Genomic DNA, 12,834 nt, shown 5'->3' with positions numbered 1-12,834 from the left:
TACAATCCCCTCACCAATCCCCTCACCAATCCCACCAACCACACCATCCCCGCAACGAATCCCCCCCTAAACATAATCCCGGGACAACCATCATAGAATAAAGCATCTCATTTGAAGGTGGTACGACTATTATGAGCTTGTTTTTGAGAGGGACACTGGTGCTAGTGATTACGGCATTCTTTGGTGAAATGGTCGAGTTCATGGTGAATATGATTTTGGCACGGGAGCTTGGGGAGGCGGGCCTCGGTACATATATGTCAATACTTCCTACGGTTTTTTTAGTGGTGATTCTTTCGAGCATGGAGCTGCCGATCAGTTTATCCAAGTTCATTGCGGAAAAGGAAGAATCCTATCATAAGGGGATGCTTCATTATGTGTTCAGGTTTGCGGTCCTGACGACGATCATCCTTTTGGTGGTGATGATTCTTGTTTATATGTGGACGCCCTTGTTCAGTGGGGTTCATCCGGGGATAAGGTGGCTGATTCTGGCGGTGATCCCGATTGTGGCGTTTACATCGATCACCCGTGGATATTTCATGGGGATCCAGCAGATGCGGAAGATAGCGGTGGCCAATTTCATGAGGAAAGGGGTTCAGCTGATATTGCTGGTTTCCATCTATCAGTTTCTTTCCTTCAGTAGTGATACGTCGATCTTTATCGCTCTTTGTACACTTGTAGCGAGTGAGGCAGTTGTTTTTATTTATTTGATACAGGCTTATCTTCTTAATAGAAGGGGTAATAAGAAGAAAAGGATGGATCATGTTTCGATGTCAAAGCAGGAGATGAGGAGATCGATTTTATCCGTTTCCGTGCCAACGACGGTGCTGCGTATTTTTCATGCTTTTACCCATGCCGTCCAGCCTTTCCTGATCAAGCTCGCACTCGTCCATTCGGGAATGGGGGCTTTCGAGGCGAATGAACATTTCGGCATGATGGCCGGAATCGCATTGACGATCGGTTTCTTTCCTTCGTTCATTGCTTTTTCACTGCTGATCGTACTGATTCCGACCATTTCCGAGAAGGCATCATCAAATGATACTAGTGGAATTCTCCAGCATCTTAAGCAGGTGATGGTCATTACGTTTGGTTATGGTATTCCGGCGGTGATGATTTATTATTTGCTGGGTGATTATATCACTTCGACGTTCTTTCATTCCGTCACATCGGCCTATTATCTGAAGCTTCTATGGCCCTATTTTTTCTTCCACTTCCTCCTGTTGCCCCTTCAGGCGTTTCTGATCGGCCTCGGATTCGTGAAGGACGCCCTGCTGCATACGATATGGGCGAGCGTATTCTCATTCAGCTTGATCTACATATTGGGTTCTGATCCAGGGTTCGGGATGGAAGGGGTCATCATCGGGATGAATGCAGGGGCTGTACTGAGTGCGCTGCTTCATTATTTTACGATTTGCAGGGAATTGGAAACGACTATTTGGTTAAAACCGCTGGTAAAAATGTAAACTAACACGTAAGCCGTCATATTCATATCTTTTGCAAATAGACGTGCATTCCGATTATCATGTTCCTTAAACGGAAATCAACGTCACAGCAGAAAAATGCTGTTCATCATACATCACATCAAAGGAGAACTCCCTATGATTGACTCGATTTTATTTACTTTAATGCTCATCGGCGTCCTCGGTATCGGTTCGCAATGGGCCGCTTGGAGATTCAGGATGCCTGCAATCGTGGTCATGTCGATTGCCGGATTGCTTGTAGGACCGATTTTTGGTTTGATTGATCCCAAAGCCGATTTTGGTGAAATGTTCAAGCCCATCGTTTCCCTGGCCGTTGCCATCATTTTATTCGAAGGAAGCTTGAATCTTGACTTCCGTGAAGTCAAGGGCCTTGGGAAACCTGTTTTCAGGATCGTTACGATCGGTGCCTTCCTGGCATGGATACTCGGTTCCTTGGCTGCACACTTTGTAGCCGGGCTATCGTGGGCGGTGGCCTTTGTGATCGGAGGCTTGTTCATCGTCACGGGTCCCACGGTCATCCTGCCGCTTCTGAGACAGGCGAAGCTGAAACCCCGTCCTGCCGCGATCTTGAAATGGGAGGGAATCGTGGTTGATCCATTTGGTGCCTTGCTCGCCGTCTTTGCTTTTGAAATCATCAATTTTATTATGAGCGATAGTGTCACGGCAGTTTCGTTGCTCCTGTTCTTTGCCGCTTCCCTGTTTGCGGTACTATTCGGATGGCTGTTGGGTAGATTCACCGCATTCATCTTCGAAAAAGGACATGTGCCGGAATTCTTGAAATCACCTGTCGTATTCGTGTTGGTACTTGCAAGCTTTGCGATCTCGGATCAGATCATGCACGAAACGGGTCTGCTTGCCGTCACCGTCATGGGAATGACACTAGCGAACCTGCATATCTCATCGATTGATGATATGCGTCATTTCAAAGAAAATATCTCGGTTCTTTTGATTTCAACCATCTTCGTCATGCTGACCGCCTCGTTGTCGGTAGACACATTATTCAAGATCTTTAATTGGAATATCATTGCGTTTGTCCTGCTGATGCTGTTCATCGTCAGACCGTTGTCGATCTGGTTATCGACGATCGGAACCGACCTCTCGAATAAAGAGAAGCTCTTGATTGGGTGGATTGCCCCGAGGGGGATCGTTGCGCTGACCGTCTCCAGTTATTTTGCATCCGTGCTGTTGGATAAGGGATTCGAAGACGCGGCCATTCTAACTTCACTGACATTCGCCCTTGTATTCTCTACCGTGGTGGCACACGGATTCTCGATCAAATGGCTGGCGAAAAAACTCGATCTTGCCATCGATGAGCGTCCTGGAGTTGTCATTGTGGGTGGAAGCAGCTTCAGCACAGAACTAGCGAAAACATTTCAGGAGCTGAAGGTGACTGTGTTGATCGCCGATTCATCATGGCAGCGCCTGGTGCCTGTGAGGAAAGCGGGTGTTCCTTTTTACAAAGGGGAGATCCTATCGGAGCAGACGGAGTACTACTTGGACTTGACGCCGTATGAATACATGATCGCGGCCACGGAGCTCGATTCCTACAATGCCCTTGTCTGTACGACATTCGTTCCTGAAATCGGAAGGAATAATTTATTCCAGCTGAGCCTCAGAAACCAAGGCGAAGTCGATCTTGAGGACATGGTCCACACCATTGGTGGCCGGATCCTCTTCCAGGACCATGTGACGTGGGAAGAACTGAACAAGCGTGTGGAGAGAGGGGATGTTTTCAGGAAAACGAATATCACTGAAAAATACACCTTTAAATCCTATCTGGCAGAACGGGATGAACATACGCTGTTGTTATTTGCCCTGAAGCCTACCGGAAGGATTGAGTTCTTCACGGAAGGATCTTCACCGAAAGTGGAGCAGGGAGACGTGGTCGTCAGTCTTACCCAACGCTGTAAGGAAATGAAGAAAATCAATGAAAAGCTTGCGGTACAGCGTGAAAAGAAAGAAGATGTGGACAAAGGCTGATCCTTCATAATAGATTAAAAAGCGCGGCCGTATCTTGCGGCCGCGCTTTCACGATCTTCATTTTTTACTGGAATACCGCTGTCCGAGAAGTTCTTTTACCTGATTATACGTCAACCCGGACGTTTGGTTCAGCTTCTTGACCTCAGCAATATCGGTACCAGCGATCGTCTTTTCCTTTTCGTCCATTTGTTTATTGTTCACTAAAAACACCCCCTCCTGATTAATGTCAGTCAGAGGGGGTGTTTCTATTCCAATCTGATAAGGCACCATTATCGCTTTCGGTAGAATAGGGTGACCAACAGGATCAAGAGCGCCAGCGCATATGCTGTATAAGCGTATCCGGCATGTTCACCCGCATTCTTGACCCCGATGCCGATGAATGCCCACACAAAGACAAGGGGATAGAGCCAATCTCTTTGTGTCACCCTTACCCATATGGCAAGTATGGTTGCGATCAGTAATCCTGCAAGTGACCAGTAAAGTCCTGCACTTCCTTCCCCAATCAATCCGATGTCTGTAAAGTAATACAGAATATTGACAAGCATGGCAATCGAGATCCAGCCCAGATAAACGGAAAATGGTGCACGATCCAACAAAGAGGGATCGGTCTCTTTGACGGCACGATACAAGGCTGCCAATGTTAAGAAAAGTCCGATCATCACAAATACGGAAATGAGAAAATAATTATAATGCCATACCAAGATCCAGCCGGAATTCAGAAGGCAGCTCAGTATGAATAGGCCGCTTGTATGTTGATATAGTGGGAGATCACGCCGTCTCTTCGGGAACTGTCTGATGATCCAGATACCAAGCAGCAAATAAATCAAGCTCCAGATCGAGAAGACATACCCTGCGGGAGTAAGAAGGATGTCCAGCCGATCGCTGATTTCGGAGGTTGATTGATTATTCAGTGGAAGCGTGACGGCAAGGGTGTTCATCACAATGACTAACAGATAAGCCAAGATGTTCAAAATAAGTTTCTTCAATGAAGTTCCTCCTGACATTAAGAAATGGATGAAAAGGCCGCAGGTGACAGAGACAGGTCAGCCTCTTTTATCAATGTATGCGGGCAAGCGGGCGGTAGTAGTGCTAAAAGTAGTGTCTTTTTCGATTGTTTGATCAAAGAAATGTATACCGGTTATGCATAGGAAAGGTGCAGCGGGTTCCGGGGGGCACCATCACCGGGAGGCCATGTAAATACTATTCCACGAATATCGGGAAGGTAATCTTTTTTAGAGAGTCGAAAGAACTGTTAAATTGTTGAAGGATTCCGCGGTTGAATCGAGAATTGTATTAGATGGGAATACAGATAAATACTAGGGGGCAATTATGAACACTACATATAAAGATGTTTGGGATTTGGATGTATTTTTTGAAGGCGGAAGCGAATCAGAGGAATTCCGTCAGCATCTGGAGACATTGAAACAAAAGAAAACACATTTTGAAGAGAATGCGTATGCGTTTCACCCGCCGCAGTCGGGGAGCGATGCGGAGCTTGTGTGGAAGCTGATCGAAGAAGCGACGGAAGTGATGCTGTATCTTCGTCAGGCGGGAGCATTTGTGAGCTGTCTTGAGGCGCAGAACATGCACGACCGCAAGGCAAATGAACTCAGGGGGGAGATCACGAGCATCAGCGCGGATTTCACTTCGGTGTTCACAAAGTTCCAGCAGCAGCTTTCCGATAGTTCTGAAGGAGTCTGGTCAGAACTCCTTGAACACGAGAAATTAAATGAAATCGGCTTTGTGATGGATGAGTGGAGAAACAAGGCGAAAGATAAGCTTTCCAGCACGGAAGAGGCCTTGATCGGTGCTCTTTCGGTCGATGGATACCACGGCTGGGGGCAGATGTACGACACGATCGTCGGTTCAATGGAGATTTCACATGAGGGCAAGAAGCTGTCCGTCGGGCAAGCGAACAATTTATTATCAAGCCCTGATCAGAAAACCCGAAAGGACATTTTCGATAAGCTGGAGGATGCCTGGGAGCAGAACGAAGAATTATTCGCAAAAACCCTGAACCATTTAGGTGGTTTCCGACTTTCCGTTTATAAAAAACGCGGCTGGGAAGACATCATGAAAGAGCCTCTAGAGTACAACCGGATGAAACAGGAGACGCTCGATGCCATGTGGGGGGCAATTTCAAAAAACAAAGCACCATTCGTCAAATACTTGAACCGAAAAGCGGAATTGCTGGGGAAAGAGAAGCTTGATTGGTTTGATCAGGATGCACCGGTAGCTGAATCTAACAGCACAATGAGTTACGATGAAGGAGCACAATTCATCCTGAAGCAATTCGCGCGATTCGGTGATGAGATGGCGAGTTTCGCAAAAGGGGCATTCGAGGACAGATGGATCGAAGCGGAAGACCGTGCCGGGAAACGTCCTGGTGGCTTCTGTACATCGTTCCCGATGAGTGATCAATCCCGCATCTTCATGACGTACTCTGGCAGCATGTCCAATGTATCGACGCTTGCACACGAATTGGGGCATGCATTCCATTCTTATGCACTTCGTCCGATGCATACGCTTAACCGCAATTATGCCATGAACGTCGCTGAAACGGCGTCAACGTTCGCCGAAATGATCGTAGCGGATGCAGCGGTGAAGGAAGCAAGCACGAAGGAAGAAAAAATTGCGCTTGTAGAAGACAAGCTGCAGCGCAGCGTGGCATTCTTCATGAATATCCATGCCCGATTCCTATTTGAGACGCGCTTCTATGAAGAGCGGAAAAAAGGGATCGTATCCGCAGAGAAGTTGAATGAATTGATGGCTGAAGCCCAGAAGGAAGCTTTCTCGGATTCGCTTGGTGAAGTTCACCCTCGATTCTGGGCTTCCAAACTGCATTTCTACATCACGGGTGTGCCGTTCTATAACTTCCCGTACACCTTCGGATACCTGTTCTCCTTAAGTATCTACGCAAAAGCGCTGGAATCCGGTGAGAATTATGAAGAGAAGTACATGGCCCTCCTTCGTGACACAGCCATCATGAACGTCGAAGAGCTTGCCATGAAACACCTTGGCGAAGACATCACACAAGAAGCGTTCTGGGAAAAAGGCATCAAGCTCTGCATAGCAGATGTAGACGAATTCCTCGAACTGACAAACTAAACAAAACCAAACTGAAGGTACGTCCCTCACCGCTTTAAAGCGATGAGGGACGTACCTTCTTTGTGTATAGTCCCATTCCCTATAAGCCTCAGGTCTTAGATGAAAATCAAGCTGGGGCTCGTTATGGGAAAGCGGAAATGTAGGTAGGATAAAGACATGAAGAAGAAAGGAGGCAACACCATATGAAAAAATTCGGTTTGCTCGTAGCAGGAGGGATTGCGGCGATTGTGCTGCTTGCCAATTTAGGACCAATCGTGGGGCTCGCGATTACACTGATCGTGATGTACTACAGTGTCAAGGGATTCATTAAAACAGACTCGACGTTCAAGAAGGTCATTTGGGCACTGATCGGGCTTGCGGCATTCAGCGCAACGGTTTCCAACTTCCCGGCCATCATCGGCTTAGCTGCGCTATACATCCTCTATGTCATTTATAAAAACTGGAAAAAGGAAGAAAGCATCATTGAGGAGACATCAAACGACCCATTCACTAATTTTGAAAGGGAATGGTCACAGTTGAAAAATTAAGCGATTTACCATTCTGAACAACAAGCGTGAACGGTTAGAACAGTTTCCTGAAATGAACTGCTTAGCGAGCGGAAATCAACAGCGGTGTGTTCAACAGCTTTTACCAATATAAATGAACAATCAAAAGGAGAGAACCAACATGCCAAACCTATTCCAAAGAATGAAAAACACAGTCATGTCCGACCTGCACGAAGCATTGGATAAGAAAGAAAGTAAAAACCCGATCGCAGTCCTCAACCACTACCTGAGACAATGCGAACACGAAGTGGAAAAAGTGAGGAAGCTGGTCGAAAGGCAGTACCTTCTCAAACAAGAATTCACGAAAGAATACCAGCTTGCAGAAAGCCATGCCGAAAAAAGAAAGCATCAGGCCGAAGTGGCATCACAGGCAAATGAAGCCGAACTTTATGAATTTGCCTTAACCGAACAAAAATACTATGAAGAGCGAATGGAACGCATCGCGGACCTCAAGTCGAAGGCTGAGAAAGATCTTCACGAGCTCGAGAGTAAATATGGAGAAATGAAGCATAAACTTAAGGATATGTATATCAAGCGAATGGAGCTGATGGGCCGTGAAAATATTGCCCGCGCCCACCATAAGATGAATAGTGTACTGGAATCTTCATCAGGTTTGGGCACTGCATCCTTCTCTAAATTCGACGAGATCGAAACGTATTTAGATCAGCTCGAACATGGTGTGAATTCTTCGTACTATCGCAATACAATCGACGCCAAGATCGCGAAAATGGAAAAAGAGATGAAAAAAGAGGAAACGGAAGCCATTCCTTCGTAAACATGGTATTCTATTAACAGTAAAAGGGGGAGCCCGGTCCCGGGTTCACCCTGTTTCAATCTGTCAGGGGACGAACATACATAATACAAGAAAGGAGGAATCCCCTTGCTCAATCGACTGCGCTCAGACGGAATCAGCTGGATCATCCTGATCGGTACACTACTCATCCTATTGGAAGTTTCCTTCTACGACGGGGGGGTTCTGATCTTTCTTTCCATTGCAGCTTTCGCCCTTTATTTCGGTCGAAAGAAGTTCCATAAGAAGTCAGGAAAGCTCTTGTTTTGGTTCGGTGTCATCAGTTTAGGGATCAACATTTTTAACACAGTAGCTTTTAAGTTTCTGCTTTTCGCCATCTTACTTTTCGTAATCGTACGCTTTGCCGATTCGAAGAAGCACCCTAAATATATCGCTCCTTCCATCAAAGAGACGTTCAACCAAGCACAGGAACCGATCATCATGAAGAAAGCGGCGCTCCAGAATGAATGGTTTGGGACAAAGCGGACACCGGAAGATGTATTCGAATGGAATGATATCAACATTCAAGGAATCATCGGTGACTCGGTCATCGATATTGGCAATACAGTGCTTCCGAAGGGGACCTCGGTCGTATCGATCCGGAATATTCTCGGCAATGTGGAGATCCTTGTGCCATATGAGATGGAAGTGAGCATCCACCATTCCGTGCTGGCCGGATCCATAGGAATCTTTGACAGCGTGGAACCGAAAGCGATCAACCAATCGCTTTATTATCAAACACCGGGCTATGAGACAGCCGTCCAGAAAGTGAAAATCGTGACCTCCCTCTGGATCGGGGATCTAGAGGTGAAGAGAATATGAGTACAATCGGTAAACAGCTTGCGACGTCACTGGCGTTCTCTTTCAGCATCCTGATTGTGTTGTCTCTTTCATTTTTCTATCTATATCCCCTAGAGGATTGGTCATTGTTATGGAAAGTGGAAGTAATGGACATTCCGGGATTTGCGTTTATCGTGATGGTCAGTCTATTGGTGGGTCTCGTATTCGGATTGCGGTCAGGGTGGCTTCACAAGAAGCAGCTCCATGAAATCGAGCATTCCCTCATCCAACTTGAACAGGGAAAGGCGTTCACACCCCCGGAAGCCGCGGTTACGGAACTTCGCCAAGTATGGAAGAAGGTAGATTCCTTAGGGAAGCACCTTGCAGAGCAGGCACGTTATTCCCAGAAGCTTGCCAATGAAAAAGCCGAAGAACAGGAAAAACGGATCCAGGAAATCGTTTCCCAGGAGCGGAATCGCTTAGCAAGGGAACTGCACGATTCCGTCAGTCAGCAACTATTTGCGGCTTCCATGCTCATGTCCGCCATCACCGAGACGCCATCTTCCACGCGGACTCCTCAGGAAAACAAACAGCTCCAGATGGTGGAGCAGATGATTCATCAGTCTCAGCTTGAAATGAGGGCCCTCCTCCTTCATCTGCGCCCGGTTGCCTTGAAAGGAAAGAACCTGCAGGAAGGAATGAAGGAGCTACTGGTCGAATTATCACAGAAAGTCCCTTTGGAGATTCAATGGAAAATTGAAGATATGAAGCTCGATAAAGGCATCGAAGACCACCTGTTCAGGATCCTGCAGGAATCGGTTTCCAACACACTCAGGCATTCCAAAGCCTCGTCCCTTGAAGTTCTTCTGATCAAAAGGGAGTCCATCATCATCCTGCGGGTAGTGGATGATGGTAAGGGCTTTGATGTGAATGAGTCGAAGGCAACGAGCTCATACGGACTTCAGAATATGCGTGAAAGGGCCATCGAAATCGGGGGCACCTGTAAAATTATCAGTATTCCGAATAAAGGCACCCGCCTTGAGGTGAAGGTGCCGGTTGTGGAGAATGAAGGTGAAGAAAGTTGATTAAAGTCGTATTTGTAGATGACCATGAAATGGTCAGGATCGGAGTCTCCTCTTATCTTTCCGCACAGTCCGATATCGAGGTGATCGGTGAGGCATCCGATGGGAAGGAGGGGGTCAAGCTTGCTCTTGAACTCCGTCCGGATATCATCCTGATGGACCTGGTGATGAAAGAGATGGATGGGATACAAGCAACGAAGGAAATCATCGGACAGTGGCCTGAAGCGAAGATCATCATCGTCACGAGCTTCCTGGATGATGATAAGGTGTATCCGGCACTTGAAGCCGGGGCTGTGAGCTATATGCTCAAGACTTCCAAGGCAAGCGAAATTGCCGATGCAGTCCGCAAAACCCACCATGGACAATCGATCCTCGAGCCGGAAGTGACAGGGAAGATGATGACGCGCATGAGGCAGCGGACAATATCGGAACCACATGAAGAACTGACGAACCGTGAACTGGAAATCCTCCTGCTCATGACGCAGGGGAAGACAAATCAGGAAATCGCCGATGAATTGTTTATCGCCTTGAAGACTGTTAAGACCCATGTAAGCAATATCCTTTCTAAGCTCGGTGTACAGGACCGCACGCAGGCAGTGATTTACGCGTTTAAACATGATCTGGTGAAATAGATGGCCCGGAAGCGTTTTGCTTCCGGGTTTTTTTGAGTGGAAAAAAGGAAGTGGAAGCCGGACCGAGATTCCCAACGTGCCACTAACAAAGAATCAAAAGAACAAATATTGGGGCTTTTGACCTAAAAAAGATCAAGTACCGGTGTAGGAGGCTTAAGAAAAAAGATCTATGAAAAATCAGGAAATAGTCTGATCGGATAGTCATGTGAATTTACAAACTCAATACTGTTTTTACAAAACAATTAGAATAATGACACCCTTCGCCCTATTACTCTACAAAATAAGACAAAATATACTTGTATTGTAATCTATTTATCAATCTTGTAATGACGTTTGAAAGGGGCAGGGAAATGAACATGAAAAAGATTTCGTGGACGGTAGTCAGTACAGCGGTATTACTGGCAGGCAGTCTCGTTCCACAAGCAGGCATAAAAGAAAAGGAAGTCACGGCTGCGTCCAATGAGGCAGTTATCAATGAAGTGGCATGGATGGGAACGACGACTTCATATAATGATGAGTGGGTCGAGTTATACAATGCATCTTACTCTAGTTTAAACTTTGATGGGTGGGTGCTCGAGGCGCAGGATGGTTCGCCAAGCATTCCGTTAAGCGGTACGGTTGCGGCAAATGATTATTTCCTTTTGGAACGGACGAGTGATGACAGCGTACCGGGCATTGCGGCGGATCAAGTCTATACCGGTGTACTCGGAAACTCGAATGAAGTGCTTTACTTGAAAGATGCGTCTGGTACGGTTGTGGACGAGGTCGACAGCTGGTACGCGGGTGACAATACAACAAAAGCGACGATGGAGAGAATGGACGCTTCCGCTGCGGGCACAAGTGCCAGCAGTTGGTCTACGGCTACAGCTGCTTATGTGGGCGGCTACGGAACCCCTAAAGCGGCCAATTCAGGGTCCACACCTCCTTCTGGGGGTGGCAGCGAATCACTTACGAATGTCAGTGAGGACCTTGGTGCGATCAACGTCTTTTTCAATAAAAGTGCCGATACTCAGTATGCGTCCGCAGGGAATGAAGCGAATTATAATGTGAATCTTGAAGATCAATTGATTGAGCGCTTGAACACAGCAACGACGTCAATCGATTTGGCGACTTATGAGATCAACCTTCCACGTGTGATTGACACACTGATGGAAAAGGCGGCTCAAGGGGTCGACGTGCGTATCCTTGCAGATGCAAAAGACGCGACAGATCCTCATTATACAGAACGCTACGAAACCATGAGGCTATACTTGGAGAAACTTGTACGCGGTAAAGATGCCGTTGTCGGAACAGCGGATGATGCCCATATCCTATCTGACTCCCCGATGTTCGTAGTGGAAGATGCGGCAAAGCGTTCCGGATATAATCTCCCTGCAAGCTTTACTGATTTTGAGCAGCGCACCGTGATGGTCGGAAGCACGGAGATGACAGGTCACCTCTTTGTAGAAGGGGAGGAAAAGTCAGCAGACAGTTACTACTCACCGGGCAATCAGATGCATAATAAATTTGCGGTCGTTGACGATCAGTGGGTATTCACGGGAAGCTGGAACTTTACGGTTACGGGTCTATACGGAACAGAAGAGAATATGAATCAGGGGATACTGGACGGTAATCAACAGCATGTTGTTGAAATCCATTCTCCTGAACTGGCATCGATTTATGAGACTGAATTTGAAGAGATGTGGGGAAGCTCGACCACGACACCGGATAACACCGTTTCAAACTTCAGCACACGCAAGATCGACAACACGCCTCATTCAGTAACGATTGGCGGCCGGGAAGTTGAAGTCTATTTTTCATCTGGTGATGATGCGGTAGGACGCATGACAGACCTTGTCAGAACGGAAGCGGATGAAAGTGCGTACTTCACGATTTTTGCCTGGAGCGATCAAGCATTGGTCGATGAATTGAAGAATAAATGGGAAGGAAGCTATACAGATAACCAGGGGACACTGACTGGCTTCGACGTAAAAGGACTATTCGATCCGAGCTTCTGGAATCAGTGGTGGTCGGCAAGCATCGAAATGACAGGTAGAACGGCCTCCCAGACGAGTACGAATAACCCGAATACACGTTGGGCGAATCCGGCACCTGTGTATCAGGCGAATGAAAGCAGGAAGCTTCATGCGAAGACGATGATCATCGATGCGGATACATCAAGTGATCCGACCGTCATTGTCGGTTCGACGAACTGGAGTGAAAACGGGAATAATGTGAACGATGAAAATATGCTTATCATACATGATGCGGCAGTGACGAATCAATTTTTGCAGGAATTCAATGCGCGTTATGTGAATGCCGGCGGAGTCGTTCAATAATACGATCAGCAGTCCAACCCTGAGGCGGTATGCCTCCAGGGTTGGGCTGTTTTTTGTGCAATAAAAGGAATTGTCATCGTTACGTTGAACTATATGTAGTATGTGTGGCAACTGAAAGATG

At 46.9% G+C, this 12,834-nt stretch carries 11 protein-coding genes; 9 read left to right on the top strand and 2 right to left on the bottom strand.

What is annotated here, in order from left to right; translation table 11 throughout:
- Positions 1-131: 131 nt before the first annotated feature.
- Positions 132-1,460 carry an oligosaccharide flippase family protein gene (locus LCM10_RS13540; protein ID WP_224876799.1) on the top strand — a complete coding sequence of 443 codons (1,329 nt, stop codon included), beginning with the start codon at positions 132-134 and terminating at the stop codon, positions 1,458-1,460.
- A 135-nt stretch (positions 1,461-1,595) separates the two neighbouring features.
- Complete coding sequence (locus tag LCM10_RS13535) at positions 1,596-3,458, top strand: cation:proton antiporter (protein ID WP_224876798.1); 1,863 nt, start codon at positions 1,596-1,598, stop codon at positions 3,456-3,458.
- 57 nt (positions 3,459-3,515) lie between these two features.
- Here LCM10_RS13535 and LCM10_RS13530 read toward each other — a convergent pair whose 3' ends face one another.
- On the bottom strand, positions 3,516-3,659 hold the full coding sequence (locus LCM10_RS13530; protein ID WP_224876989.1) for a hypothetical protein: 144 nt from the start codon (positions 3,657-3,659) through the stop codon (positions 3,516-3,518).
- A 68-nt stretch (positions 3,660-3,727) separates the two neighbouring features.
- Positions 3,728-4,444 (bottom strand): TspO/MBR family protein, encoded by a 717-nt coding sequence (locus tag LCM10_RS13525; RefSeq protein ID WP_224876797.1) that lies wholly within the window; start codon positions 4,442-4,444, stop codon positions 3,728-3,730.
- 340 nt (positions 4,445-4,784) lie between these two features.
- Here LCM10_RS13525 and LCM10_RS13520 point away from each other — a divergent pair, with 340 nt between their 5' ends.
- From LCM10_RS13520 to LCM10_RS13490, 7 genes are all read left to right on the top strand, one after another.
- Complete coding sequence (locus LCM10_RS13520) at positions 4,785-6,566, top strand: M3 family oligoendopeptidase (protein WP_412103404.1); 1,782 nt, start codon at positions 4,785-4,787, stop codon at positions 6,564-6,566.
- A 182-nt stretch (positions 6,567-6,748) separates the two neighbouring features.
- Complete coding sequence (locus LCM10_RS13515) at positions 6,749-7,093, top strand: flagellar basal body rod protein (protein WP_224876795.1); 345 nt, start codon at positions 6,749-6,751, stop codon at positions 7,091-7,093.
- Between the two features lie 139 nt (positions 7,094-7,232).
- Positions 7,233-7,886 (top strand): PspA/IM30 family protein, encoded by a 654-nt coding sequence (locus LCM10_RS13510; RefSeq protein ID WP_224876794.1) that lies wholly within the window; start codon positions 7,233-7,235, stop codon positions 7,884-7,886.
- Positions 7,887-7,991: 105 nt separating this feature from the next.
- A complete protein-coding gene (gene liaF, locus LCM10_RS13505) occupies positions 7,992-8,723 on the top strand; it encodes a cell wall-active antibiotics response protein LiaF (RefSeq protein WP_224876793.1) in 732 nt (243 codons plus the stop codon).
- Positions 8,720-9,766, top strand: a complete 1,047-nt coding sequence (locus LCM10_RS13500; protein ID WP_224876792.1) for a sensor histidine kinase — start codon at positions 8,720-8,722, stop codon at positions 9,764-9,766. The genes liaF and LCM10_RS13500 overlap by 4 nt, the downstream gene beginning before the upstream one ends.
- Positions 9,763-10,395 (top strand): response regulator transcription factor, encoded by a 633-nt coding sequence (locus LCM10_RS13495; RefSeq protein ID WP_224876791.1) that lies wholly within the window; start codon positions 9,763-9,765, stop codon positions 10,393-10,395. The genes LCM10_RS13500 and LCM10_RS13495 overlap by 4 nt, the downstream gene beginning before the upstream one ends.
- A gap of 350 nt (positions 10,396-10,745) precedes the next feature.
- Positions 10,746-12,713, top strand: a complete 1,968-nt coding sequence (locus LCM10_RS13490) for a phospholipase D-like domain-containing protein (protein ID WP_224876790.1) — start codon at positions 10,746-10,748, stop codon at positions 12,711-12,713.
- Positions 12,714-12,834: the final 121 nt, after the last annotated feature.

The sequence above is a fragment of the Rossellomorea aquimaris genome, assembly GCF_020171925.1.
Taxonomy (GTDB): Bacteria; Bacillota; Bacilli; order Bacillales; family Bacillaceae_B; genus Rossellomorea; species Rossellomorea aquimaris_F.
Note: the sequence above shows the minus strand (reverse complement) of the source record. Positions and strands in the feature narration are given on the sequence as shown.